This is a genomic window from Enterobacter sp. UPMP2052 (assembly GCF_053709675.1).
The window spans coordinates 60020-86244 of the sequence record NZ_JBSKJR010000009.1; the positions used below are offsets into that span (position 1 = coordinate 60020).

General features: G+C 57.3%; 22 protein-coding genes and 5 tRNA genes. 23 read left to right on the forward strand and 4 right to left on the reverse strand.

Features of this window, described 5'->3' with window-relative positions:
• Window positions 1-134: 134 nt before the first annotated feature.
• From hydN to ACWKX3_RS19035, 3 genes are read left to right on the forward strand one after another with little or no spacing between them, the layout of a single operon-like run.
• A complete protein-coding gene (gene hydN / locus ACWKX3_RS19025; protein WP_006178177.1) occupies window positions 135-680 on the forward strand; it encodes an electron transport protein HydN in 546 nt (181 codons plus the stop codon).
• Window positions 681-686: 6 nt separating this feature from the next.
• Window positions 687-2933, forward strand: coding sequence for a carbamoyltransferase HypF (gene hypF / locus ACWKX3_RS19030; protein ID WP_454542221.1), 2247 nt, complete (start codon window positions 687-689; stop codon window positions 2931-2933).
• Window positions 2911-3933: a HoxN/HupN/NixA family nickel/cobalt transporter gene (locus tag ACWKX3_RS19035; RefSeq protein WP_454542222.1), complete on the forward strand. Its 1023-nt coding sequence runs from the start codon at window positions 2911-2913 to the stop codon at window positions 3931-3933. The genes hypF and ACWKX3_RS19035 overlap by 23 nt, the downstream gene beginning before the upstream one ends.
• A gap of 489 nt (window positions 3934-4422) precedes the next feature.
• Here the strand turns inward: ACWKX3_RS19035 and norW are convergent, their stop codons facing one another.
• On the reverse strand, window positions 4423-5556 hold the full coding sequence (gene norW, locus ACWKX3_RS19040; RefSeq protein ID WP_454542223.1) for an NADH:flavorubredoxin reductase NorW: 1134 nt from the start codon (window positions 5554-5556) through the stop codon (window positions 4423-4425).
• The gene (norV, locus tag ACWKX3_RS19045) at window positions 5553-6998 is read right to left on the reverse strand and encodes an anaerobic nitric oxide reductase flavorubredoxin (RefSeq protein ID WP_006178170.1); all 1446 of its coding nucleotides are present in this window, start codon (window positions 6996-6998) and stop codon (window positions 5553-5555) included. Before norV ends, norW begins: the two co-directional genes overlap by 4 nt.
• A 187-nt stretch (window positions 6999-7185) precedes the next feature.
• On the opposite strand from norV, the gene norR reads away from it, so the two are divergent.
• A complete protein-coding gene (gene norR, locus ACWKX3_RS19050) occupies window positions 7186-8697 on the forward strand; it encodes a nitric oxide reductase transcriptional regulator NorR (protein WP_042321794.1) in 1512 nt (503 codons plus the stop codon).
• On the opposite strand, the gene gutQ is transcribed toward norR, so the two are convergent.
• Window positions 8690-9655, reverse strand: coding sequence for an arabinose-5-phosphate isomerase GutQ (gene gutQ, locus ACWKX3_RS19055; RefSeq protein ID WP_006178167.1), 966 nt, complete (start codon window positions 9653-9655; stop codon window positions 8690-8692). The two genes, norR and gutQ, sit on opposite strands and share 8 nt — an antisense overlap.
• A 190-nt stretch (window positions 9656-9845) precedes the next feature.
• On the opposite strand from gutQ, the gene mltB reads away from it, so the two are divergent.
• The 19 genes from mltB to ACWKX3_RS19150 all read left to right on the forward strand — a co-directional run bounded on the left by mltB (window position 9846) and on the right by ACWKX3_RS19150 (window position 24431).
• Window positions 9846-10946, forward strand: coding sequence for a lytic murein transglycosylase B (gene mltB / locus ACWKX3_RS19060; RefSeq protein WP_006178166.1), 1101 nt, complete (start codon window positions 9846-9848; stop codon window positions 10944-10946).
• A 256-nt stretch (window positions 10947-11202) separates the two neighbouring features.
• Window positions 11203-11856, forward strand: coding sequence for a metal ABC transporter ATP-binding protein (locus tag ACWKX3_RS19065; RefSeq protein WP_454542224.1), 654 nt, complete (start codon window positions 11203-11205; stop codon window positions 11854-11856).
• Window positions 11853-12728 carry a metal ABC transporter permease gene (locus ACWKX3_RS19070; protein ID WP_454542225.1) on the forward strand — a complete coding sequence of 292 codons (876 nt, stop codon included), beginning with the start codon at window positions 11853-11855 and terminating at the stop codon, window positions 12726-12728. Before ACWKX3_RS19065 ends, ACWKX3_RS19070 begins: the two co-directional genes overlap by 4 nt.
• Window positions 12728-13606: a metal ABC transporter substrate-binding protein gene (locus tag ACWKX3_RS19075; protein WP_042321791.1), complete on the forward strand. Its 879-nt coding sequence runs from the start codon at window positions 12728-12730 to the stop codon at window positions 13604-13606. The genes ACWKX3_RS19070 and ACWKX3_RS19075 overlap by 1 nt, the downstream gene beginning before the upstream one ends.
• Window positions 13607-13736: 130 nt before the next feature.
• Window positions 13737-14234: a nicotinamide-nucleotide amidase gene (pncC, locus tag ACWKX3_RS19080; RefSeq protein ID WP_006178162.1), complete on the forward strand. Its 498-nt coding sequence runs from the start codon at window positions 13737-13739 to the stop codon at window positions 14232-14234.
• Window positions 14235-14323: 89 nt separating this feature from the next.
• Entirely contained in the window at window positions 14324-15382 is a 1059-nt protein-coding gene (gene recA / locus ACWKX3_RS19085) for a recombinase RecA (protein WP_042321788.1), read from the forward strand.
• 70 nt (window positions 15383-15452) lie between these two features.
• On the forward strand, window positions 15453-15953 hold the full coding sequence (gene recX / locus ACWKX3_RS19090) for a recombination regulator RecX (protein ID WP_454542226.1): 501 nt from the start codon (window positions 15453-15455) through the stop codon (window positions 15951-15953).
• A 131-nt stretch (window positions 15954-16084) separates the two neighbouring features.
• On the forward strand, window positions 16085-18712 hold the full coding sequence (alaS, locus tag ACWKX3_RS19095) for an alanine--tRNA ligase (protein ID WP_368746973.1): 2628 nt from the start codon (window positions 16085-16087) through the stop codon (window positions 18710-18712).
• A gap of 241 nt (window positions 18713-18953) precedes the next feature.
• On the forward strand, window positions 18954-19139 hold the full coding sequence (gene csrA, locus ACWKX3_RS19100; protein WP_000906486.1) for a carbon storage regulator CsrA: 186 nt from the start codon (window positions 18954-18956) through the stop codon (window positions 19137-19139).
• Window positions 19140-19483: 344 nt separating this feature from the next.
• Window positions 19484-19576 (forward strand) — tRNA-Ser (locus tag ACWKX3_RS19105).
• Between the two features lie 4 nt (window positions 19577-19580).
• A tRNA-Arg gene (locus ACWKX3_RS19110) sits at window positions 19581-19657 on the forward strand.
• Between the two features lie 64 nt (window positions 19658-19721).
• Window positions 19722-19798 (forward strand) — tRNA-Arg (locus ACWKX3_RS19115).
• 63 nt (window positions 19799-19861) lie between these two features.
• Window positions 19862-19938, forward strand: a tRNA-Arg gene (locus ACWKX3_RS19120).
• Between the two features lie 64 nt (window positions 19939-20002).
• Window positions 20003-20079, forward strand: a tRNA-Arg gene (locus ACWKX3_RS19125).
• Window positions 20080-20326: 247 nt separating this feature from the next.
• A complete protein-coding gene (gene yqaB, locus ACWKX3_RS19130) occupies window positions 20327-20893 on the forward strand; it encodes a fructose-1-phosphate/6-phosphogluconate phosphatase (protein ID WP_006178158.1) in 567 nt (188 codons plus the stop codon).
• A complete protein-coding gene (locus tag ACWKX3_RS19135) occupies window positions 20890-21318 on the forward strand; it encodes a YqaA family protein (protein ID WP_058608497.1) in 429 nt (142 codons plus the stop codon). The genes yqaB and ACWKX3_RS19135 overlap by 4 nt, the downstream gene beginning before the upstream one ends.
• Before the next feature lie 83 nt (window positions 21319-21401).
• A complete protein-coding gene (gene gshA / locus ACWKX3_RS19140; RefSeq protein WP_058608496.1) occupies window positions 21402-22946 on the forward strand; it encodes a glutamate--cysteine ligase in 1545 nt (514 codons plus the stop codon).
• Window positions 22947-23098: 152 nt separating this feature from the next.
• Window positions 23099-23614 carry an S-ribosylhomocysteine lyase gene (gene luxS, locus ACWKX3_RS19145; protein ID WP_006178155.1) on the forward strand — a complete coding sequence of 172 codons (516 nt, stop codon included), beginning with the start codon at window positions 23099-23101 and terminating at the stop codon, window positions 23612-23614.
• A 52-nt stretch (window positions 23615-23666) separates the two neighbouring features.
• Window positions 23667-24431, forward strand: a complete 765-nt coding sequence (locus tag ACWKX3_RS19150) for an AraC family transcriptional regulator (RefSeq protein WP_042321780.1) — start codon at window positions 23667-23669, stop codon at window positions 24429-24431.
• On the opposite strand, the gene leuA is transcribed toward ACWKX3_RS19150, so the two are convergent.
• Window positions 24428-26077, reverse strand: coding sequence for a 2-isopropylmalate synthase (gene leuA / locus ACWKX3_RS19155; protein WP_102890307.1), 1650 nt, complete (start codon window positions 26075-26077; stop codon window positions 24428-24430). The genes ACWKX3_RS19150 and leuA overlap by 4 nt on opposite strands.
• Between the last annotated feature and the right edge of the window lie 148 nt (window positions 26078-26225).

Below are 26225 nucleotides of genomic sequence, written 5' to 3' on the forward strand. Positions count from 1 at the left end.
CGTCGACAGCCGTCATCGTCAGAAGTGACGATGACGGTGCCGCTTTCGTTGTTCATTTATATATAAATCAACAGGTTAATAATTGGCACGGTTTGTGAATAGCTTCGCGCATGACTGATATGCTGGAGTAGTAGATGAACCGTTTTATGATGGCCGATGCCAGTAAGTGCATTGGTTGCCGAACCTGTGAAGTCGCCTGCGTGGTGTCCCACCAGGCGGATCAGGATTGTGCCTCCCTGACCCCGGAATCTTTCCTGCCGCGCATTCACGTTATCAAAGGCGTGGATATCTCAACGGCGGCGATCTGCCGCCAGTGTGAAGACGCGCCGTGCGCCAACGTCTGCCCTAACGGGGCAATCAAACGCGAAAAAGGATTTGTACACGTGATGCAGGAGCGCTGTATCGGCTGCAAAACCTGTGTGGTGGCCTGTCCGTATGGCGCGATGGAAGTGGTCGTTCGCCCGGTGGTGCGCAACAGCGGCGCGGGGCTGAGCGTGCGAGCGGAGAAGGCCGAAGCCAATAAATGCGACCTCTGCTACCACCGCGAAGCCGGCCCGGCCTGCATGGAAGCCTGTCCGACGCACGCGCTGGTCTGCGTGGATCGCGACAAACTCGAACAGATGAGCGCGGAAAAACGCCGTCGGGCAGCGTTCGACACGTCGTCATCTCTGCTGTTTTAAGCCGCGATGAGCAGTAACGGTGTGCAGCTGCGCATACGCGGCAGGGTGCAGGGCGTCGGTTTTCGTCCCTTCGTCTGGCAACTGGCGAACCAGCTTCAGCTGAGGGGCGATGTCTGCAATGACGCACAGGGCGTGCTGGTGCGCCTCGCGGGTGATGGGGGGGCCTTTACCGCGAGGCTGCATCAGGACTGCCCACCCCTGGCACGCATTGACCACGTTGATACGCAGCCCTTTACCTGGACGCGCGTGCCGGACGATTTTTCCATTCGCCACAGCGCGGGCGGGACCATGGACACCCAGATTGTTCCGGATGCCGCCACCTGCCCGGCGTGTCTGGCCGAAATGCGCGACCCTGCCGGGCGCCGCTACCGCTATCCCTTTATCAACTGCACCCACTGTGGCCCGCGTTTCACCATTATCCGCGCGATGCCGTATGACCGTCCGGCCACGGCAATGGCGCACTTCCCGCTGTGCACGCCCTGTGAAACGGAGTACCGCGACCCCGCCGACCGGCGTTTTCATGCCCAGCCGGTGGCGTGCCCGGACTGTGGCCCCTGGCTGGAATGGCGCGCGGGTGATAAAACCGCCGTGCGTGAAGCGGCCCTGAGCGCCGCGGTTGAGATGCTGAAAAACGGCGGCATCGTCGCCATCAAAGGGCTGGGCGGTTTTCACCTTGCCTGCGATGCCCGCCATCCGCAGGCGATAGCCACACTGCGTTTGCGCAAGCGTCGTCCGGCGAAGCCGCTGGCGGTGATCCTCCCGCAGGCGGATGGCCTGCCGGATTCAATCCAAACGCTGCTGCACTCTCCTGCTGCGCCCATCGTGTTAGTGCCGGCGTCGTGGCTACCTGACCTGCCCGACGGGATTGCTCCCGGCCTTTCGACGATTGGCGTCATGCTCCCGGCGAACCCGCTGCAGCATCTGCTGCTGATGGACTGCCAGCGTCCGCTGGTGATGACCTCCGGCAACCTCAGCGGCAGGCCGCCAGCCATGACCAACCAGCAGGCGCTGGACGATCTGAGTGACATCGCGGACGGGTTCCTGCTGCACAACCGCGACATCCTCCAGCGGATGGATGACTCCGTGCTGGATCAGGACGGCGTGATGCTGCGCCGCGCGCGCGGTTTTGTGCCGGATGCCATCACATTACCCGCAGGGTTTTGCAATATCCCCGCCATGCTGTGCACCGGTGCGGAGCTGAAAAACACATTTTGTCTGGTGCGCGGCAGCCAGGCGGTTGTGAGCCAGCACTTTGGCGATCTCAGCGAGGAGGGCGTGGAGGCGCAGTGGCGCGCGTCGCTTGACGTGATGCAGCGGATCTACGCCTTCCAGGCGGAACGCGTGGTCTGTGATGCACATCCGGGGTACCACGCCCACGCGTGGGCCAAAGAGCAGGCGTTGCCGCTCGAGACGGTGCTGCACCACCACGCGCACGCGGCGGCCTGCATGGCCGAGCACGGCTGGCCGCTGGACGGCGGGGATGTGATTGCCCTGACGCTGGACGGAATTGGTATGGGCGAGAACGGCGCGCTGTGGGGCGGTGAATGCCTGCGGGTGAACTATCTCGAATGCGAACATCTGGGCGGACTGCCCGCCGTGGCGCTGCCGGGCGGGGATCTGGCTGCCGTCCAGCCGTGGCGCAATTTGCTTGCCCACTGCCTGGCTTTTGTGCCGGCGTGGCAACGCTATCCGGAAACGCAGGCCGTGCAGCGGCAAAACTGGCCGCTGCTTTCTGCCGCCATCGCGCGCGGGATCAACGCGCCGCGGGCCTCATCCTGTGGACGGCTGTTCGACGCGGTGGCTTGCGCGCTGGGCATTGCCGCTGAAAACCAGCGCTACGAAGGGGAAGCCGCCTGCGGGCTGGAAGCGCTGGCGTCGCAGTGTGCGGGTGTGGCGCATCCGGTTACCCTGTCGGTGGAAAACCTCTCTCTCTTCTGGCAGCAGTGGCTCAACTGGCAGGCAGAACCCTGCGAGCGGGCATGGGCCTTCCATGACGCCCTGGCAAAAGGGCTGGCGGAACTTGCCGTGCGCCATGCCCGGCGTCTGTCGCTTTCAACGGTGTGCTGCAGTGGCGGCGTGTTACATAACCGTCTGCTGCGCGCGCGGCTTAGTCATTACCTTGCCGACTACCACCTTCTTTTTCCTCGTCAGCTGCCCGCAGGTGATGGGGCTATCTCCTTCGGGCAGGCGGTTGTCGCCGCCGCCCGGTCATGTTCACAAAGGACTCAAAATGTTACGACTCTTACGCAATGAACCTCGCGCGGCGTTCCTGCTGCTGGCTCTGGTAATGGCAAATCTGCTTGCCTGGGGATGGGCATGGTCAACCTTCAGCGCCAGCCCGGCACTGATGGCCGCAAGCCTGCTGGCCTGGTGCTACGGACTGCGACACGCGGTGGATGCCGACCATATTGCGGCTATCGATACCGTCACGCGTAAGATGATGCAGCAGGGCAAACGCCCGTCCGGCGTGGGGGCGTGGTTTTCGCTGGGGCACTCTACCATCGTGGTGCTGGCGTCCATTGCAATCGCGGCAACCGCCACGGCCTTCCAGAAAAACATGGCCTGGTTCCACGAGACGGGCGGGATGATTGGCACCGCCGTGTCGGCCACGTTCCTGCTGGCAATGGCGCTGGTGAATATGGTGATTTTACGCGGCGTCTGGCGCAGTTTTCAGGCGCTGAAAAAAGGGCGTTCGGCCAGCGGCGATCTTGCGCTGCCAGCGCAGGGCGGGGTGATGAACTGGCTGTTTGGCGCGACGTTCCGCCTGGTCAACAAAAGCTGGCAGATGTACCTGGTCGGCTTCCTGTTCGGACTGGGTTTTGACACCGCCACCGAGATTGGCGTGCTGGGCATCTCCGCGGCCAGCGCCTCAAAGGGGATGTCGGTGTGGGCGATCATGATCTTCCCGGCCCTGTTCGCCAGCGGCATGGCGCTGATCGACACGCTTGATAATCTGTTAATGGTGGGCGCTTACGGCTGGGCGTTTAATAAACCACAGCGCAAGCTCTACTACAACATGACCATCACCGGGACATCCGTGATAGTGGCGCTGTTCATCGGTGGGCTGGAAGCGCTGGGCCTGCTGATGGATAAATTCGCACTCAGCGGCGGCGTGTGGGAGCTGATTGGCGCGGTCAACGACAACCTCGGCAACGCCGGATTTGTCGTCGTTGGGCTGTTTGTCGCCTGCTGGCTGATCTCGATGATTAACTACCGCTGGCGCGGCTACGATGCGCTGGTCGTCCGCTCCTGAACCTGCGACGGAGGCTCGCCTGGGTAACCTCGGGCCAGCCTCCGGCTGTTAAAAATAACAGCTTTATGAAAAGGGTGATGCCCGGGAAATAAAAAATAATGCATGAGAAATGAATTTAAATTATATTTTTACGGCGAATTATTATTTAAATATACCATTCATTCTTAAATGAGATATTCCGCATTTTACACCATTAAAAAGGGTGTCATGGCCTTTGCTACTTACCCTGGTGGCAGGTTTCAGCAGGATATGCAGCCGCGCAGTGCGGGCTTCCGGGCTAAGATAAAATCAGTAAAATAAAACGGGTCGGTGTTTTTTAGTGATTTCGTATTTCAGTATTGATGGAATAAATAATAAAAGGACTGATAGCGGTGATTTATCTGATTTGTATTTATTTTATGAATAGATTGCGTAAAAAAAAGCCCCAGGACATCGGGGCTGCGGATAATAAAATCCCAAGGTTAAGTAAGCGTGGTAAAAGGCTAAGGGTTAAACGGGCAGCGATTTCAGCAGAGCGAAAGCCTCCTTCATCCGATCTTCACTGACCACGAAGGCGCGCAGATTGCCCTCATCGTCAGCACCGCGTGCCACCATCCCCTGAGACTCAAGGGTGATGTGCCAGTTAAGATCCCGGCGCTGGGTTTCACCGGCAAGGTGCAGCGGCAGCTCGGGTGTTTTCACCTTCACCAGCATCGCGGGTAATTTCAGGGGCGCACTGCCCCCAAGCAGGTTTTTCGCCAGATACATCGCGCTAAGCTGTATCGGCTGCAGGAACGGCAGAACCTGGCCGTTGATCTCCGCGCAGTCGCCCAGCGCATAGATGTCGGGCTGCGTGGTGCGCAGGTAGCTGTCTACCTTCACGCCGCGGTGGGTCTCGGCTCCGGCACGGTGAGCCAGCGCCGTTTCCGGACGCAGCCCGGTCGCAGCGATAACGACGTCTACCTCTACGCTGCGATTGCCGTCGAGCGTGGCGCGCACGCCGCCCTCGGTTTTGGTCAGACTGTGCAGCTGCGATTTCAGCAGCAGGTGCACGCCCATATCGGTCAGGCGATGCTGTAAGCGACTGCTTACTTCCGCAGGCATCAGCGCCGACAGGATGCTCGCCGCGTGGTCCACTAAGGTGACGGCTTTACCCGCCCGGCAGAAGTCCATCGCCAGCTCGGTGCCAATCAGGCCGCCGCCAACAATCATCACGCGCTGCGCATCGCGAAGCCTCGTTTCGCTGGCCTGGTACTCCTGCTGGCTGTTCAGGGTGAGCATCAGCTCGCGGCCTTCAACCGGTGGAACAAAGGCAGAAGCACCGGTAGCAAGCACTAACTTATCGTACAGCCAGCTCTGGTCTTTCGCTTTCACGACGTGGGCGGCAGCGTCGATATCGGTTACCCAGGTGTAGGGAAACAGGCGCAGGTTAAACTGTTCCGCGAACTCCCCCGCCGACTGGCGGGTGAGGTCTTCGGCACGCTGATTCTGGCTAATGACGTGGCTTAAATCAGGCTTGTTGTACTCGTCCATGCTGTCGGCGGCGATCACCGTCAACGGTACGCTGGCATCCTGTTTACGAATGTTTTTCACCAACTGGCGGGCGGCAAAGCCCGAGCCGATGATGACGATCCCGTTGCTCATTTTGCCTCCGTAGCCAGTTCGTCAAAGACGTCTTTACCAAGGGAACATTCCGGGCAGAGGAAGTTGTCCGGTACGTCACTCCACGGCGTGCCCGGGGCGACATCCTGCAGCGGCTCGCCCAGTTCCGGGTCGTAAATCCACTGGCAGACGCTGCACTGCATGCGCGGGCCGAGATCGGCAGAAGCGGCGGCACAGCTGCTGGCGGGCTGTGGTTCGGCCGGTTTTGCTACGGCTTCAGGCAGTGGAGCGAGCGCCCACTGACGTGCGATATCGCGACCGTGCTGGCGGCAGATTTCCAGTGCGTCGATGTCCGGGCGCCATTTGGCCTTGAGGCTCATGGACATTTCAAAACCGGCATCCTGCAGACGGGTTGAGAGACGGTCAACCGCGCCGCCGCTCCAGCCGTGGGAGCCAAAGGCGCTGGCGCGTTTATTGCGGAAGCGCAGGCCGGTCATCTCTTCTACCAGACCCGCAATTTTTGGCATCATCACGTTGTTCATGGTGGAGGTGCCCACCAGCACGCCTTTGGAGCGGAAGGTATTGGTCAGAATTTCGTTTTTATCGCTGCGGGCGACGTTGAAGATTTTCACCGCCACGTTCGGGTCAACTTCGTTGATACCCTGCGCGATTGCATCCGCCATCATGCGGGTGTTGTTGGACATGGTGTCGTAGAAGATGGTGATGCGATCTTCCTGGTAATCTGCCGCCCATTTCAGATACAGCTCGACAATCTGGGTTGGATTTTCACGCCATACCACGCCGTGAGAGGTGGCAATCATATCCACCGGCAGGTTAAAGCCGAGGATCTCAGTGATTTTTGGCGTTACAAGACGGCTGAACGGCGTAAGGATGTTGGCGTAGTAGCGCTGGCACTGCTCGAACAGCTCGGTCTGATCCACTTCGTCGTTGAACAGACGCTCATCGCAGTAGTGCTGGCCGAAGGCGTCGTTACTGAACAGCACCGCGTCGCCGGTCATGTAGGTCATCATGCTGTCAGGCCAGTGCAGCATAGGCGTTTCCACGAAGATCAGCTGTTTGCCGTTACCGATATCCAGGGAGTCACCGGTTTTCACAGTGTGGAAATTCCACTCCGGATGGTGATGATGGCCGTTAATGGAGTCAATCGCGTTGGTGGTGCAGTAGATTGGCGTATTCGGGATATGGGACATCAACTCGGTCAGCGCGCCGGCGTGATCTTCTTCCGCATGGTTAATAATGATGTAGTCGATGTCATTCAGGTCGATTTCGCTGCGCAGGTTCTGCACGAACTCACGGCTGAATTTGTGATCGACGGTATCAATCAGGACGTTTTTGCCTTCACGAATGAGATAGCTGTTGTAGCTGCTGCCGCGCAGCGTTTTGTATTCAGTTCCGTGGAAATCACGAACTTCCCAGTCACGTTGGCCAACCCAATGAATGTTATTTTTAACCAGAATAGACATAGCAACCTCAGTTTAATGCGACGTTTTTAAATAAGATGGTTAAGCTATATCAAGTTGCGTGCCAACTTTTTAAGCTATTGATTGTATATGGTTTTATTTTTTATTCTCCCTAATAGGTAGTCATAATGACTATGATAAATACTGTCAATATGACAATATGTATTGTCAAAATGACAGCGAGGTCAACATGAGCTTTTCTGTAGATGTACTGGCGAAGATTGCCATTGAACTGCAAACCGGAATTGGGCATCAGGACCGTTTTCAGCGGCTGATTTCCACGCTGCGCCACGTGCTGGAGTGCGATGCATCGGCGCTGCTGCGCTACGAGGGGCGGCAGTTTATCCCCCTGGCGATCGACGGGCTTGCGCAGGACGTGCTGGGGCGTCGCTTTACCCTTGAAGGCCACCCGCGCCTGGAAACCATCGCCAGGGCGGGGGACGTGGTGCGCTTTCCGGCAGACAGCGATCTGCCCGATCCCTATGACGGGTTGATCCCCGGCCAGGAGAGCCTGAAGGTGCACGCCTGCATTGGCCTGCCGCTGTTTGCCGGGCAAAACCTCATCGGCGCGCTGACGCTTGACGGCATGTCGCCGGATCAGTTCGACACGTTCAGCGACGAGGAGCTGCGGTTGATTGCCGCGCTGGCCGCCGGCGCGCTCAACAATGCGCTGCTGATTGAGCAACTGGAGAGCCAGAACATTCTTCCCGGCAGCCCGGCAGCGTTTGAGCAGGTGGCTCACACCGAGATGATCGGCCTGTCGCCGGGCATGGCGCAGCTTAAAAAAGAGATCGACATTGTGGCGGCCTCCGATTTGAACGTGCTGATTTTTGGTGAAACCGGCACCGGGAAGGAGCTGGTGGCGAAGTCGATTCACGAGGCCTCGCCGCGTGCGGTTAACCCGCTGGTCTACCTTAACTGCGCGGCGCTGCCGGAGAGCGTGGCGGAAAGCGAGCTGTTTGGTCACGTCAAAGGGGCGTTTACCGGGGCCATCAGCAACCGCAGCGGCAAGTTTGAAATGGCGGATAACGGCACGCTGTTCCTCGACGAAATTGGTGAGCTGTCGCTGTCGCTGCAGGCGAAGCTGCTGCGCGTGCTGCAGTATGGTGATATTCAGCGCGTCGGGGACGATCGCAGCCTGCGCGTCGACGTGCGCGTGCTGGCCGCCACCAACCGCGATCTGCGTGAAGCCGTGCTGGCCGGACAGTTCCGTGCCGACCTGTTTCACCGACTGAGCGTTTTCCCGCTCTCCGTGCCGCCGCTGCGCGAGCGTGGTGAAGATGTGGTGCTGTTGGCAGGCTATTTCTGCGAGCAGTGTCGTCTGAAGATGGGGCTTTCCCGCGTGGTGTTAAGCCCGGGCGCGCGCAGCCATCTGCTGAGCTACGACTGGCCGGGAAACGTGCGCGAGCTGGAACATGCCATTCACCGTGCGGTGGTGCTGGCGCGGGCCACGCGGTCAGGGGATGAGGTGGTGATCCACGCCCGTCATTTTGCCCTGCATGATGAAGCCGTTCAGACCGTGACGCAGGTTGTCCCGGAGATTGCTACCCAGAATCTGCGTGAGGCGACGGAGGCGTTTCAGCGACAGACCATCGCCCGTGCGCTGGAGCAGAATAATCGCAGCTGGGCCGCGTGCGCGCGTGCGCTGGAGACGGACGTCGCCAACCTGCACCGGCTGGCGAAGCGTCTTGGGCTTAAATAATACCGGCCTGATAGAAATCCTGCAGGTTGATGGCCCCGCACAGTCTGCCGCTGTCATCCACCACCGGTGCGGCGGTAATTTTACGCTTCATCAGCACCTCTTTAGCCTCAATGGCGCGGCTTTCGGCGTTGAGCGTTAAGCCGCCTGTGGTCATGGCGTCTGACACCTGCGATTCCAGCTTACCGCCGCCAACCAGCCAGCGGCGCAGGTCGCCGTCGGTAAAGACGCCTTTGACGAAGCCGCCGTCATCACACACGGCAACCAGCCCCAGCCCGGTACGGCTCAGCTCCAGCATTGCGTCCATCACGCTGGTATCAAGCGTGACCTGCGGCGTGGCCTCGTCGGTGCGCATCAGGTGGTGTACTTTATTGAGCAGACGCGCGCCCAGCGCCCCCGCCGGATGCGAGCGGGCAAAATCTTCTTCGTTAAACCCGCGCGCCTGCATCACCGCCATGGCCAGCGCATCGCCCATCATCAGCGTATTGACGGTGCTGGAGGTGGGGGCGAGGTGCATCGGGCAGGCTTCGCGTTCAACAGAGATATCCAGCGTGGCTTTGGCTGCCAGCGCCAGCGGCGAGCGGGGTTTGCCGGTCATCGCCAGCAGCGCTACCGATTTTTCCTGCAGGCGAGGGATGATGAGATCCAGCTCTTTAGCTGAACCGGAGTAGGAGATGAACAGCATCACGTCGCGGCTTTCAATCATCCCCAGATCGCCATGTAGCGCTTCAGCCGGATGGACGAAAAAGGCGGGCGTGCCGGTGCTGGCAAGCGTTGCGGCAATCTTTTTGCCGATATGGCCGGATTTACCAATCCCCGCCACAATCACTTTTCCTTCACACTGAATAAGGGTGTTGGCCGCGCGGACAAAATCCTCGCCCAGACGTTCCGGCAGGCGGCTTGCTTCCTGCAACTCCAGCAGCAGGGTCTGGCGGCCTGCGTTTAACAGAAAATCACTCATCACTCTCTCCGGTTTCGATCGTTTCCATTCCCTTCGCAGCGGAAGGAGGGCGCTATAGTAATCCATTCTCCTTTCGGCGATCGTGGTCAATGTCGAAAGATTTTGCTTACGGCCACAGAACCGCTTCCTTGAGGAGTTGGGGATGCTTTACCATACTGGGTTCTTATCGAACTCGTTAAATGGATGTCCCATGTTCAAGCGTCGTTATGCAGCGCTGTTGCCTGCACTTATTTTGCTGTCCGCCTGTAGTAGCAAACCAAAGACCGAAGCTGTTCAGCAGACGGCTGGCGCGCCGTCCGGGGGCTTCTTGCTGGAGCCGCAGCACAATATGATGCAAATGGGTGGCGATTTTGCGAACAACCCGGCTGCGGAAGCCTTTATTGACAAAATGGTGAGCAAGCACGGCTTTGACCGCCAGCAGCTGCACGAGATTTTGTCTCAGGCGAAACGTCTGGACTACGTGCTGCGTCTGATGGACAGGCAGGCCCCGACGGCACAGGTTCCAACCGGGCCGAACGGTGCGTGGCTGCGCTACCGCAAACAGTTTATTACCCCGGACAACGTGCAAAACGGCGTGGCGTTCTGGAACCAGTATGAAGATGCGCTCAACCGCGCGTGGCAGGTTTACGGCGTTCCGCCTGAAATCATCGTCGGGATTATCGGCGTGGAAACCCGCTGGGGCCGTGTGATGGGCAAAACCCGCATCCTCGACGCGCTGGCAACGCTCTCCTTTAACTACCCGCGCCGCGCCGAATACTTCTCGTCCGAACTGGAAACCTTCCTGCTGATGGCGCGTAACGAGCAGGACGATCCGCTGGATCTTAAAGGCTCGTTTGCCGGTGCGATGGGCTACGGCCAGTTTATGCCGTCTTCCTATAAGCAATATGCCGTCGATTTCAATGGGGATGGTCACATCAACCTGTGGGATCCGGTAGATGCTATCGGCAGCGTGGCAAACTACTTCAAAGCGCACGGCTGGACGCCGGGCGGCCAGGTGGCGGTGCAGGCCAACGGCCAGGCGTTTGGCCTGGAAAATGGCTTCAAAACCCAGTACAGCCCTGCGCAGCTGATGGCGGCAGGCTTAACGCCGACCCAGCCGCTGGGTGACGCCCAGCAGGTGAGCCTGCTGCGCCTGGATGTCGGTACGGGTTATCAGTACTGGTACGGTCTGCCTAACTTCTACACCATCACCCGCTATAACCACAGCACGCATTATGCGATGGCCGTGTGGCAGTTGGGGCTGGCGGTATCCCAGGCGCGCGTGCCGGCGGCGTCACCGTTTAGCCAGTAAGTTACCTTATTCCCCCTCTCCCGTTGGGAGAGGGGAGCCGTGTGCCCCGTTCTTCTTAGAAACATTTCGCCACACTCCCTTTACCCTTCCTTCATTTACATCATTGTCATCTTTTATTATTGTTATGTTATAACATTTAAGGTGGTGTAAAGATGTCGACTTCCTTTTTATCGCTCTCCGCTCAGGCGCGGCTTCTGCTGGCCCTGGTGCTGATGATCTTTCTCGGTCTCGCCGTGCGCTGGGCGGTGGCGCTGCCATGATCGTGATGAACGAACTTATTGCGGGCTATGACCGCCAGCCCGTCACGCGGGCGTTATCGGGGGCTATTGAGCGCGGCAGCATGACTGCCATCGTCGGTGCGAACGGCTGCGGGAAATCCACGCTGCTCAAAACGCTTGCGGGTTTTCTTCCGCCGGTAAGCGGCAGCTTTCGCTGGCAGGGAAAACGCCCGGTGATTGGCTGGCTGGCGCAGCGGCACGCGCTGGAGGCGCAATTTCCGCTGACCGTGCAGGATGTGGTGGGGATGGGCAGCTGGCCACGCGTATCACTTTTTTCCGGGTTTAGCCGTGACGCGCGTCTGCGAATTGCGGGGGCGCTTGAGCGAGTGGGGCTGGCGTCAATGGCGCTGTCGACCATCGATGCGCTCTCCGGCGGCCAGTTTCAGCGCATGCTATTTGCGCGCGTGTTAGTGCAGCAGGCGCCGCTGGTGATGCTCGATGAACCCTTTACCGGTGTCGATGAAGCGACCAGTAACGTCCTGATGGAGATCATGCTGGAGATGTACATGCAGGGGCAGACGCTGCTGGCGGTGTTACACGACAGTGAGCGCGTGTCGCGGCACTTCCCACAAACGTTGCGGCTGGATAACGATATTCCCTGCTGGACCACGGAACGGGTGAGGGTGGCATGATCTGGCACATCTTCTTTCAGCCCTTTATCGAATACGGCTTTATGCGCCGCGCGCTAGTGGTTTGCCTGGCGCTCTCCGTCAGCACGACGGCGCTGGGCGTCTTTTTGCAGCTGCGTCAGATGAGCCTGATGGGCGATGCGCTCTCCCATGCTATTTTGCCCGGCGTGGCGGTGGGGTATCTGCTTAGCGGAATGTCGCTGCTGGCGATGAGTGTGGGCGGTTTCGTGGCGGGCATTACCGTCGCGCTGGTGGCGGGCGTGGTCAGCCGCCGCACGCCGCTCAAAGAGGACGCCAGCTTCGCCGGGTTCTACCTCGGATCGCTTGCCCTCGGCGTGACTCTGGTCTCGCTGCGCGGATCGAACGTAGACCTGCTGCATCTTCTCTTCGGTTCTATTCTCGCGGTGGACAATGACGCCGCGCTGTTCGTCGCGGGCGTGTGTATGGTCACCCTTATTACGCTGGCGATTTTCTATCGTGGGCTGGTTACCGAGGCGTTTGATACCGCGTGGCTGCAGGTGAATGTCCGCTGGCTGCCCGGCCTGCTGCACGGCCTGTTTCTCGCCCTGCTGGTGCTCAACCTGGTGGCCGGTTTTCAGGTGCTCGGCACGCTGATGGCCGTTGGGCTGATGATGCTCCCGGCGGTTGCGGCGCGCTGCTGGGCCCGCACGCTACCGGGGCTGCTGGCGGTGGCGGGTCTCAGCGGTATCGGCTGTGCGTGGCTGGGATTAAGCCTCTCCTGGGCCGCAAGCTTACCTGCCGGGCCGTCCATTGTGCTGACCGCAAGCGCGCTGTTTTTTATCTCGATTTTATTAGGTTCGCGCAGCAGGCTGGCTGGCAGCCTGCGTGCGCTTTTTCAACGCAAGGGGAAATGATGAAACGTACAGGGTTAGCTATTGCGCTCGCGCTAGGAATGATGTCGCCGGGGTTGATGGCGAAAACGCTTAATGTGGTGACCAGCTTTTCCATCCTGGGTGATATTACGCAGGAAGTGGGGGGTGAACATGTGAAGGTGACTACGCTGGTGGGGCCGGATGGCGATCCGCACACCTTTGAACCGTCGCCGAAAGACAGTGCGGCGTTAAGCAAGGCAGATGTAGTGGTGGTTAACGGATTAGGGCTTGAGGGCTGGCTTGACCGTCTGGTGAAAGCCTCCGGCTTTAAAGGCCAGCTGGTGGTGGCCTCGGCGGGGGTGAAAACGCACACGCTGGAGGAAGACGGCAAAACCGTGACCGATCCCCATGCCTGGAACAGCGCGGCGAACGGGGCGCTGTATGCGCAAAATATACTGTCGGCGCTGGTGAAAGCTGACCCGGACGACAAAGCCGCGCTGGAGGCTACCGGGAAGCCGTATATCGCCCAACTGACCCAACTGGACGGCTGGGCCAAAACGCGCTTTAGCCAGATCCCGCAGGCAAAACGCAACGTACTGACCAGCCATGACGCTTTCGGCTATTTCAGCCGCGCCTACGGTGTCACCTTTATGGCGCCGCAGGGGCTATCGTCTGAGAGCGAAGCCAGCGCGGCGCAGGTGGCTGAGATCATCAACCAGATTAAAGCCGACGGCGTTAAAACCTGGTTTATGGAAAACCAGCTCGACCCGCGTCTGGTGAAGCAAATTGCCAGCGCAACAGGAGCCGAGCCTGGCGGTGAACTCTACCCGGAAGCCTTGTCGGCAAAAGGCGGCGTGGCGGATACCTACGTCAGGGCGTTCCGCCACAACGTGAATACCCTCGCCGACAGCATGAAGTAATGTTCTTTCAAGCCGATGCGCCCGCGTCGGCTTTTTTCTGAAGCTCCCTCGTAAAACCTGAAGCGCATCCCCATATTTAACGAGAAAGTGCTATCTTGTGCTGCACGTTTTTCCGAAGCCTGGAGCGAAAATGACTGACCATGAATTGATGCAGCTTAGCGAAGTGGTAGGGCTGGCATTGAAGCAGCGCGGGGCGACCATCACCACCGCCGAGTCCTGTACCGGTGGCTGGGTAGCCAAAGTGATTACTGATATTGCGGGCAGTTCCGCCTGGTTTGAACGCGGCTTTGTGACCTACAGTAATGAAGCTAAAGCCCAGATGATCGGCGTGCGTGAAGCGACGCTTGAACAGCATGGCGCGGTCAGCGAACCGGTGGTCATTGAGATGGCGATTGGTGCCCTGAAAGAGGCGCGCGCAGACTATGCGATTTCGATTAGCGGCATCGCCGGGCCGGATGGCGGCAGCGACGTGAAGCCTGTTGGCACCGTGTGGTTTGGTTTCGCAACCTCGAAAGGCGAGGGGATAACGCGCCGGGAATGCTTCAGCGGCGATCGCGAAAGCGTGCGTCGTCAGGCGACGGAATATGCGTTAAAAACGCTCTGGCAACATTTTCTACAAAATACTTGATACTGTATGACTATACAGTATAATTGCACCAACAGAACAGAAATCCACGGTGAAGCGCAGTTGCTTCTCCCGGCATGACAGGAGTAATAATGGCTATCGACGAAAACAAACAGAAAGCGTTGGCGGCAGCACTGGGCCAGATCGAAAAGCAATTCGGTAAAGGCTCCATCATGCGCCTGGGTGAAGACCGTTCCATGGATGTGGAAACTATCTCCACCGGTTCGCTTTCTCTGGATATCGCACTGGGCGCGGGCGGTTTGCCGATGGGCCGTATCGTAGAAATCTACGGGCCGGAATCCTCAGGTAAAACCACGCTGACCCTGCAGGTCGTTGCGGCGGCACAGCGCGAAGGTAAAACCTGTGCGTTTATCGATGCCGAGCACGCGCTTGACCCCGTCTACGCACGTAAGCTGGGTGTTGATATCGACAATCTGCTGTGTTCTCAGCCGGACACCGGCGAGCAAGCGCTGGAAATTTGTGACGCGCTGGCACGTTCTGGTGCGGTTGACGTTATCGTGGTTGACTCCGTTGCCGCGCTGACGCCAAAAGCCGAAATCGAAGGTGAAATCGGTGACTCTCACATGGGCCTCGCGGCACGTATGATGAGCCAGGCGATGCGTAAGCTGGCAGGTAACCTGAAACAGTCCAACACGCTGCTGATCTTCATCAACCAGATCCGTATGAAAATCGGTGTGATGTTCGGTAACCCGGAAACCACCACTGGCGGTAACGCGCTGAAATTCTACGCGTCTGTGCGTCTGGATATCCGCCGTATTGGCGCGGTGAAAGACGGTGAGAACGTGGTGGGCAGTGAAACCCGCGTGAAGGTTGTGAAGAACAAAATCGCAGCACCGTTCAAACAGGCTGAATTCCAGATCCTCTACGGCGAAGGTATCAACTTCTACGGCGAGCTGGTTGACCTGGGCGTGAAAGAGAAGCTGATTGAGAAAGCGGGTGCCTGGTACAGCTACAACGGCGATAAAATTGGTCAGGGTAAAGCCAATGCCATTTCCTGGCTGAAAGATAACCCGGCCGCGGCGAAAGAGATCGAGAAAAAGGTGCGTGAGCTTCTGCTGAACAACCAGGACTCCAAACCGGATTTCGTGGTTGATGCTGCAGATGCTGAAGAAACCAACGAAGATTTCTAATTCTTCCGTGTAGAAAATGAAGGGCTGCGAATGCGGCCCTTTTTGCATTTCTGAATTAGCAGGTTTTTTTATGAGTGAACCGACATCTCGTCGCCCTGCCTATGCGCGCCTGCTGGATCGCGCGGTACGTATTCTGGCAGTGCGTGACCACAGCGAGCAGGAGTTACGGCGTAAACTGGCGGCACCCGTGATGAGTAAAAACGGGCCGGAAGAGATCGATGCCACGGCGGAAGACTACGACCGCGTGATTGCCTGGTGCTATGAGCAGAACTATCTTGATGACGACCGTTTCGCCTCCCGGTTTCTTGCCAGCCGTGGCCGGAAAGGTTACGGCCCTGCACGTATTCGCCAGGAGCTTAACCAGAAGGGTATCTCCCGGGAATCCATTGATAAAACCCTGCGAGAGTGCGATCTCGACTGGAGTGAGATGGCGCGAGAGCAGGCGATCCGGAAATACGGAGAACCGCTGCCGCGTGAATTTTCGGAAAAAGTCAAAATTCAGCGATTTTTACTCTACCGCGGCTTCCTGATGGAAGATATTCAGGATATCTGGCGCAATTTTGTCGATTGAACGCATGCGGGATTTTACTTCCCACTAAAGAAAACTTATCTTATTCCCACTTTTTCCAGTAGCTGGTCTGTCCAACTGTAAACAGATACAGACTTGCTGCGACATTTTGTTAGCTTGATTTCAGGATAATTATGAGCAAGAGCACCGCTGAGATCCGTCAGGCGTTTCTCGATTTTTTCCATAGTAAGGGACACCAGGTTGTTGCCAGCAGCTCCCTGGTACCAAATAACGACCCGACTCTGCTGTTTACCAACGCCGGGATGAACCAGTTCAAGGACGTATTCCTTGGTCTCGACAAGCGTAATTATTCCCGCGCGACAACCTCACAGCGTTGCGTGCGTGCGGGCGGTAAACATAATGACCTGGAAAACGTCGGTTACACCGCGCGTCACCACACCTTCTTCGAAATGCTGGGTAACTTCAGCTTCGGCGACTATTTCAAACACGATGCCATTCAATATGCATGGGAACTGCTGACCGGTGAAAACTGGTTTAACCTGCCAAAAGAGCGTCTGTGGGTTACCGTCTATGAAACGGACGACGAAGCGTTCGACATCTGGGAAAAAGAAGTCGGTATCCCGCGCGAACGTATTATCCGTATTGGTGATAACAAAGGCGCACCGTTTGCTTCAGACAACTTCTGGCAGATGGGTGACACCGGTCCTTGCGGCCCGTGCACCGAGATCTTCTACGATCACGGCGACCATATCTGGGGTGGCCCGCCGGGCAGCGCAGAAGAAGATGGCGATCGCTACATTGAGATCTGGAACATCGTCTTCATGCAGTTTAACCGTCAGGCCGACGGCACCATGGAGCCACTGCCGAAACCGTCTGTGGATACCGGCATGGGTCTGGAGCGTATTGCTGCGGTTCTGCAGCACGTTAACTCCAACTACGAAATTGACCTGTTCAGCACGCTGATTAAAGCCGTTGCCGAAGTGACGGGCGCAACCGATCTGAATAACAAATCGCTGCGCGTTATCGCTGACCATATCCGATCCTGCGCATTCCTGATTGCCGACGGCGTGATCCCGTCGAATGAAAACCGTGGCTACGTGCTGCGTCGTATCATTCGTCGCGCAATTCGTCACGGCAACATGCTGGGCGCGAAAGATACCTTCTTCTATAAGCTCGTTGGGCCACTGATTGGCGTGATGGGTTCTGCCGGCGACGAACTGAAACGCCAGCAGGCGCAGGTGGAGCAGGTTCTGAAAACCGAAGAAGAGCAGTTTGCCCGTACTCTGGAGCGCGGTCTGGCGCTGCTGGACGACGAACTGTCTAAGCTCAAGGGCGACACGCTGGATGGCGAAACCGCTTTCCGCCTGTACGACACTTACGGCTTCCCGGTTGACCTGACGGCGGACGTTTGCCGTGAGCGCAACATCAAAGTTGACGAAGCCGGCTTTGAAGCCGCGATGGAAGAGCAGCGTCGTCGCGCGCGTGAATCCAGCGGTTTTGGCGCAGACTACAACGCAATGATCCGTGTTGATAGCGCCTCTGAATTTAAAGGCTACGACGCGCTGGAACTGACCGGCAACGTCACTGCACTGTTTGTTGACGGTAAAGCCGTAGACAGCCTCAGCGCGGGCCAGGAAGCCGTTGTCATCCTCGACAAAACGCCGTTCTATGCCGAATCCGGCGGTCAGGTTGGCGATAAAGGCGAACTGAAAGGCAACGGTTTCAGCTTCAGCGTGAGCGATACGCAGAAATACGGCCAGGCCATTGGTCACCAGGGCAAACTGGTTTCCGGTTCACTGAAAGTCGGTGAAGGCGTGCAGGCTAACGTCGATGAAGCTCGCCGTGCGCGCATCCGTCTGAACCACTCTGCAACACACCTGATGCACGCCGCGCTGCGCGAGGTGCTGGGCACGCACGTGGCACAGAAAGGGTCTCTGGTTAACGACAAAGTGCTGCGTTTCGACTTCTCGCATTTTGAAGCGATGAAACCGTCTGAAATCCGTGCGGTGGAAGATCTGGTGAACGCGCAGATCCGTCGTAACCTGCCAATCGAGACCAACATCATGGATCTCGAGGCCGCGAAGAACAAAGGGGCTATGGCGCTGTTTGGTGAGAAATATGACGAACGTGTTCGCGTGCTGAGCATGGGCGACTTCTCAACCGAGCTGTGCGGTGGGACTCACGCATCACGCACCGGTGATATCGGTCTGTTCCGCATCCTGTCTGAGTCAGGCACGGCGGCAGGCGTTCGTCGTATCGAAGCGGTGACGGGTGAGGCCGCTATTGCCAGCCTGCACGCGCAGAGCGACCAGCTGCACGATATCGCGCAGCTGCTGAAAGGCGATAGCCAGAATCTGGGCGAGAAAGTGCGTGTTGCGCTGGATCGTACCCGCCAGCTGGAGAAAGAGCTGCAGCAGTTGAAAGAACAGGCGGCAGCACAGGAGAGCGCAAGCCTCTCCAGCAAAGCGGTAGACATTAAGGGCGTCAAACTGCTGGTCAGCGAGCTGGCTGGCGTTGAGCCTAAGATGCTGCGCACTATGGTCGACGACCTGAAGAACCAGTTAGGTTCGGCGGTAATCGTGCTGGCGACGGTGGCAGAAGGTAAGGTTTCTCTGATTGCGGGCGTCTCTAAGGATGTGACGGATCGTGTTAAAGCAGGGGAATTGATCGGTATGGTCGCTCAGCAGGTGGGCGGTAAAGGTGGCGGTCGTCCGGACATGGCGCAAGCCGGCGGTACTGATTCGGCGGCACTTCCTGCGGCATTAGCCAGTGTTGAAAGCTGGGTAAGCGCCAAACTGTAATAACAACAAAGCACAAACAGACGCCGTAGCGGTAACGTTATGGCGTCTTGTTCACTGCGCTATCGATAACGATAAAGTCAGGTTGAGTTTGTGTATATCGGCTAAACTTACGTTTAACAGAATGTGATGCCGTGACTGCTTACACTTTACGTGTTTGTCATCGCTTACTTTTTGGCGTTATATGATGGATAATGCCGGGATACAAGAGACCCGACTCTTTTAATCTTTCAAGGAGCAAAGAATGCTGATTCTGACTCGTCGAGTTGGTGAGACCCTCATGATTGGGGATGAGGTCACCGTGACAGTTTTAGGGGTAAAGGGTAACCAGGTACGTATTGGTGTTAACGCTCCTAAAGAAGTATCTGTCCACCGTGAAGAGATCTACCAGCGTATCCAGGCTGAAAAATCCCAGCAGTCCAGTTACTGATATTATTGCGTCTCGCTGTCGGGCGAGACGCAACCCCCTCCTGTTATTCTTCCTCCATAACGTTACCGTTCTATTTCAATTGCGCTCTTTTTGACCGCTCCATAACCCTTAACGTCCGCAAAGTTCACGCTTCTCACGTGAGAATGCTGCACAGTTGCCTGCAAAATCCGCTTATAAAACACCCTCTTTGCGGGTTTTACATGCTAATTGCCTGCGATTTGTCCAAACGATAAAAGCTTTTGGAAAATTGTTTGACTTATAAGTCCCAGAAAGTAATATATGCGCCACGCAGCGACGAGAAGCTCTTAACGAGTTACTCGAAGCACTCGAAAGAGGCGTTGTGTGGTGAGGTGGCCGAGAGGCTGAAGGCGCTCCCCTGCTAAGGGAGTATGCGGTCAAAAGCTGCATCCGGGGTTCGAATCCCCGCCTCACCGCCATTTTGCATCCGTAGCTCAGCTGGATAGAGTACTCGGCTACGAACCGAGCGGTCGGAGGTTCGAATCCTCCCGGATGCACCATCTATTACTTCATATTGCTTTAGAAGTGATATGAATATCGAGTAGTACAGTAGTAAATCCCGATGCATCCGTAGCTCAGCTGGATAGAGTACTCGGCTACGAACCGAGCGGTCGGAGGTTCGAATCCTCCCGGATGCACCATTTACTATTTCATATTACCTGGTCGTGATATGAACATCGAGTAGTACAGCAGTAAATCCCGATGCATCCGTAGCTCAGCTGGATAGAGTACTCGGCTACGAACCGAGCGGTCGGAGGTTCGAATCCTCCCGGATGCACCATCTATTACTTCATATTGCTTTAGAAGTGATATGAATATCGAGTAGTACAGCAGTAAACCCTGATGCATCCGTAGCTCAGCTGGATAGAGTACTCGGCTACGAACCGAGCGGTCGGAGGTTCGAATCCTCCCGGATGCACCATATTCTCCGAGATAATAGCTACGCTATTGTTTCAAGGTCTGCGGTTTAGCTGCAAGCACCAGGGAGGATAACGTTGCTTTAGCAACGGCCCGAAGGGCAAGGCGCAGCCAGGTAATCCTCCCGGATGCACCATATTCTCCTCTTGTTTATTCCTTCGACGTTCCGTCAGTAATCCCACTCTCTTTCAGCGACAAAAACGCCCGTTTACGATAAAGTAATGCTTTGTTAATCGTTTAGCGAGAGCACGATGTACGCACAGTATGACGGTCTGATCTTTGATATGGATGGCACCCTCTTAGACACCGAGCCGACGCATCGCAAAGCCTGGGATGATGTCCTGGGTCGTTACGGTATGCGTTTCGATTTGCAGGCGATGGTTGCCCTCAACGGATCTCCCACCTGGCGTATTGCCCAGGCCGTGATTGAGCTGAATCAGGCCGATCTCGACCCGCATCAACTCGCACGCGAAAAAACCGACGCAGTGAAAGCTATGCTATTAGATACCGTACGTCCTTTGCCGTTGATTGATGTGGTGAAGGCGTGGCACGGACGTCGTCCGATGTCGGTCGGTACGGGCAGCGAAAGCGCAGTGGCGGAAGCCTTGCTGAATCATCTGGGCCTGCGCCACTATTTTTCTGCCGTGGTTGCCGCCGATCATGTTAAAAATCATAAGCCCGCACCGGACACTTTTCTGCTCTGTGCTGAACTGATGGGCGTACCCGCAGCAAAATGCGTTGTTTTCGAGGATGCCGATTTTGGTATTCAGGCTGCGCGTGATGCCGGAATGGCCGCGGTGGATGTTCGCTTACTGTGAGTGACGCGCTGTCACTTGCTTCACTGTTTGCCAGCAGTTTCTTAAGCGCTACGCTATTACCGGGCAACTCGGAAGTCGTACTGGTGGCGATGCTGTTGTCCGGCGCAAGTCAGCCCTGGTTGCTCGTGTTAATAGCAACAATGGGTAATAGCCTTGGAGGGCTGACTAACGTTATTCTTGGGCGTTTCTTTCCGCTACGCGAAAAATCGCGCTGGCAGGAAAAGGCAGTCGGCTGGCTAAAACGCTATGGCGCTGCCACGCTGTTATTAAGCTGGATGCCTGTAATAGGTGATTTGCTGTGCCTTCTGGCGGGATGGATGCGCATCTCCTGGGGGCCGGTTCTCTTTTTTTTGTGCCTTGGCAAGGCGTTACGGTATGTTCTCGTGGCATGGGTAACACTACAGGGTATGACGTGGTGGCACTAATTGGTGGAGTGAGATAGCGACCTTCAATCGTCAACCATTACAATTATGCTGAGAAACATTACTTTGACAGGCGGGAGGTCAAATTGATCCCGGACGTATCACAGGCGCTGGCCTGGCTGGAAAACCACCCTCAGGCACTGAAGGGTATTCAGCGTGGGCTGGAACGCGAAACGCTGCGCGTTAATGCGGATGGTAGCTTAGCGACAACGGGTCACCCGGAAGCGTTAGGCTCGGCGCTGACACATAAATGGATCACAACTGATTTCGCCGAAGCGCTGCTGGAGTTCATTACTCCGGTAGACGGCGATATTGATCATATGCTGAAAACGCTGCGCGATGTCCATCGCTTCACCGCCCGTAATCTGGGCGACGAGCGCATGTGGCCGCTCAGCATGCCGTGCTATATCGAGCAGGGGCAGGAGATTGAGCTGGCGCAGTACGGCACCTCTAACGTGGGTCGTCTGAAAACGCTCTACCGCGAAGGGCTGAAAAACCGCTATGGCGCGTTGATGCAGACTATCTCCGGTGTCCATTACAACTTCTCACTGCCGATGGCGTTCTGGCAGGCGAAATGCGGTGAAACGGATAAAGAGGCGATCTCTGCGGGCTATTTCCGCCTGATCCGCAACTATTACCGTTTTGGCTGGGTCATTCCTTATCTGTTTGGTGCCTCTCCGGCCATCTGCTCGTCGTTCCTGCAGGGGAAACCGACCACATTGCCGTTTGAGAAGACCGAGTGCGGTATGTACTACCTGCCGTATGCCACATCTCTGCGCCTGAGCGATCTTGGCTATACCAATAAATCGCAAAGCAATCTCGGTATTACGTTTAACGAATTGCATGAATATGTGGCAGGATTGAAGCGGGCGATCAAAACGCCGTCCGAAGAGTACGAAAAAATCGGCCTCGAAAAAGACGGCAAGCGCCTGCAAATCAACAGCAACGTGCTGCAGATTGAGAATGAACTGTATGCGCCTATTCGTCCGAAGCGCGTAACGCGCAGCGGTGAAACGCCGTCGGATGCGCTGCAGCGCGGGGGTATTGAGTATATCGAAGTTCGCTCGCTCGATATTAACCCGTTCTCACCGATAGGCGTTGATGAACAGCAGGTTCGCTTCCTCGATCTGTTTATGGTCTGGTGCGTGCTGGCGGATGCGCCGGAAATGAGTGCGGATGAGTTGCTCTGCACCCGCACGAACTGGAATCGGGTGATTCTGGAAGGGCGCAAACCGGGTCTGACGCTGGGCATTGGCTGTGAAACCGCGCAATTCCCGCTACCGAAGGTAGGCAAAGATCTGTTCCGCGATCTGAAACGTGTCGCCCAGACTCTGGACAGCGTCTATGGCGGTGAGGAGTATCAAAAAGTGTGCGACCAGCTGGTCGAAAGTTTTGATAACCCTGAACTGACGTTCTCAGCGCGTATCTTGCGTTCTATGATTGATCAGGGCATTGGCGGTACCGGGCGTTCGCTTGCAGCGGAGTACCGTGAGATGCTGATGCAGGAGCCGTTAGAGGTGCTGAGTGAAGCCGATTTTGTGGCGGAACGCGAGGCGTCTATCGTGCGTCAGAGAGAGGTCGAGGCGGCAGATACCGAGTCGTTTGAGGCGTTTCTGGCGAAGCAGGCCTGAGCCAAAAGAAAAAGGCCACATCGCTGTGGCCAAAATATACATCTCTGAATTCAGGGATGATGATAACAAATGCGCGTCTTTCATATACTCAGACGCGCATTCTGTAGAAGAGTTCAGTTTATTTTAAAAAAAATCACTATCGGAGGTGACGTATGCCGTTATTAGATAGCTTTACCGTCGACCATACCCGTATGGAAGCACCTGCTGTACGTGTGGCGAAGACCATGCACACCCCGCACGGCGACACGATCACCGTTTTCGATCTGCGCTTCTGCGTGCCGAACAAAGAAGTGATGCCTGAAAAAGGCATTCACACCCTGGAGCACCTTTTCGCCGGGTTTATGCGTGACCACCTGAACGGCAACGGCGTGGAGATCATCGATATCTCTCCAATGGGCTGCCGGACCGGTTTCTACATGAGCCTGATTGGCACGCCGGAAGAAAAACGCGTGGCGGATGCCTGGAAAGCGGCGATGCAGGACGTGCTGAAGGTAAAAGAGCAGAATCAGATCCCTGAGCTGAACGTATACCAGTGCGGTACTTACCAGATGCACTCTCTGGAAGAAGCGCAGGAGATCGCGCGCCACATCATCGAACGTGATGTCCGCGTGAACAGCAACGACGAACTGGCGCTGCCGAAAGAAAAACTGCAGGAACTGCACATCTAGTGCACCTTTTCCCTCTCCCTCAGGGAGAGGGTAGGGTGAGGGTTGTTAGCCCATGACCACAACCGCAACCTTCTCCTTTACCCATCGCCCCCTCATTCCCTTTGCGCATGATTACCTTCATGGCGATAGCGAGCCGTGGCATCAGCACGACTGCGCCCAGCTGCTGCACAGCCTGAGCGGCGTGGTGCGGGTGGACACCGCCTCCGGCTGTTGGGTTGTCCCACCGGGGCGCGGCGTCTGGCTACCGGCGGATACACCGCATTCCCTGCGTATCTCCGGCAACGTTGCTGCCCGCACGCTGTTTATCGATCCGCTGGCGCGCGCCGATCTCCCGGCCACCTGCCAGATCGTGCAGATCTCCGCGCTGTTGCGCGAGCTGATCCTCGCCTCCCTGACGCTTCCCGAGTCTTACGCGCCCGGCAGCCGCGATGAACGCGTGTATGAGTTGATTCTGGATGAAATCCGCGTGATGCCGGTGCTGCCCTTTCATCTGCCCGAACCGCAAAGTGAACCGTTACGTACGCTTAGCCTGCGTATTCGCCATTCTCCGGGTGAACCCTGGAGCAGCGCCCAGGCTGCCAACGCCCTCGGGATGAGTGAGCGCACGCTGAACCGCCATTTTCAGCAGCAGACGGGGTTACGCTACGGCGAGTGGGTGAGAAGGGCGCGTTTGCTGGAGGCGCTGGTACGGCTGGCGCAGGGCCAGCCGGTATTACGCGTGGCGCTGGATCTGGGCTATGGCAGCCACAGCGCCTTTACCGCAATGTTCCGCCGGGTGATGGGCATTTCACCCAGCGAGTATTTCAAAGACGGTTAACCGACGGCATTCAGCAGCGCCTGCAGCGAAGCGCGCGCCACGTCACTGTCGATCCCCACGCCCCAGCGGCTGCTGCCGTCCTGGAACAGGCAGCGAATATAGGCCACTGAACGGCTGTCGCTGCGCTCGCCCAGCGTGTGTTCGTGATAATCCTTGATCGCAAACGGCGCATTGATCCAGCGGCTCAGCCCGTTAACCGCGGCGGATAACAAGCCGTTTCCCTGTCCGTCCAGCTGGCGGGTTCCTCCCTCGGTCAGGATACTTGCCGTCAAGCGTAACTGCCCGTCCTGCTCGCTGTCGCTGCGATAGGACTGCAGCGCAAAGCGCGGCGTCGCCACCAGGCCGTAGCGGCTGCGGAACAGCTGCCAGAGCGCGTTCTGGGTCATCTCTTTTCCGTGACGGTCGGTTTCCTGCTGCACGTGCTGGCTAAAGTCCTGCTGCAACGCACGGGGTAATTTCAATCCATGGTTCTGCTCTATCAGCCACGCGCTCCCGCTCTTACCGGACTGGCTGTTCACGCGGATCACCGCTTCGTACGTGCAGCCAATATCCTGTGGGTCGACCGGCAGATAAGGCATCTCCCAGCGCGCGTCAGGCTTGCGGGCATCAAAACCTTTTTTAATCGCATCCTGATGCGAGCCGGAAAACGCGGTGTAGGCCAGCCGGCCGGCCCACGGATGGCGCGGATGGACCGGAAGCTGATTACAGTTTTCTACCACTTCCACCACGCGCGCCATCTCGCTGAAGTCAAGGTTCGGGCTAACGCCCTGGCTGTAGAGGTTCATCGCCAGCGTCACCAGGCAGACGTTGCCCGTGCGCTCGCCGTTACCAAACAGGCAGCCCTCCACGCGGTCGGCCCCGGCCATCACGGCCAGCTCCGCGCTGGCAACGCCGGTGCCTCGGTCGTTATGCGGGTGCACGCTGATACAAACGTCGCGGCGGCGGCTAAAGTGGCGGCAGAAATACTCAATCTGATCGGCATAGACGTTCGGCGTGTTGACTTCTACGGTGGCGGGTAAGTTGATCACCATCGGGCGTTCGGCGCACGGCTGCCAGATGTCCGTCACGGCTTCGCAAATCTCCAGGGCAAACTCCGGCTCGGTAAAACAGAAGGTTTCCGGCGAGTATTCATACTGCCAGTGAGTTTCAGGGTTAGCCTCGCAAAGCTGACGGATCAGGCGCGTGGACCGCGTGGCCAGCTCCACGACGTGCGCCTTCTCCATGCCGAACACCAGGCGACGAAACAGCGGGGCGGTCGCGTTATAGAGATGCACCGTGGCCTGTTTTGCGCCGCGCAGGGACTCAAAAGTGCGGAGGATCAGATCTTCCCTCGCCTGGGTTAACACCTGAATCGTGACGTCATCCGGAATGCGGTTCTCTTCAATCAGCTGGCGAACAAAGTTGAAGTCGGTCTGCGAGGCCGACGGAAAGGCGACCTCAATCTCTTTGAATCCACAGCTCAGCAGCAGATCCCAGAACTGCAGCTTGCGCGCGCTGTCCATCGGCTCGGCAAGCGCCTGGTTGCCATCGCGTAAGTCCGTTGAGAGCCAGCGTGGCGCATGGGTAATGCGTTGTTCAGGCCAGCGGCGGTCGGGCAATGAAACGGTAGGGTAGGGTTGGTATTTGTCGGCGGGTGTGTTCAGCATGATGCGCTCCTGTTGTCTTTTCACTATCGTGAATCGATTTCAGGTGCGCTGCTTTATCGGAACTGACAATCGCTGTCGCGTTTTGGACAAGGGTGGCGATGGTTGCCCGGTGGCGGCTACGCCTTACCGGGCCTACGGATGTGCCGGT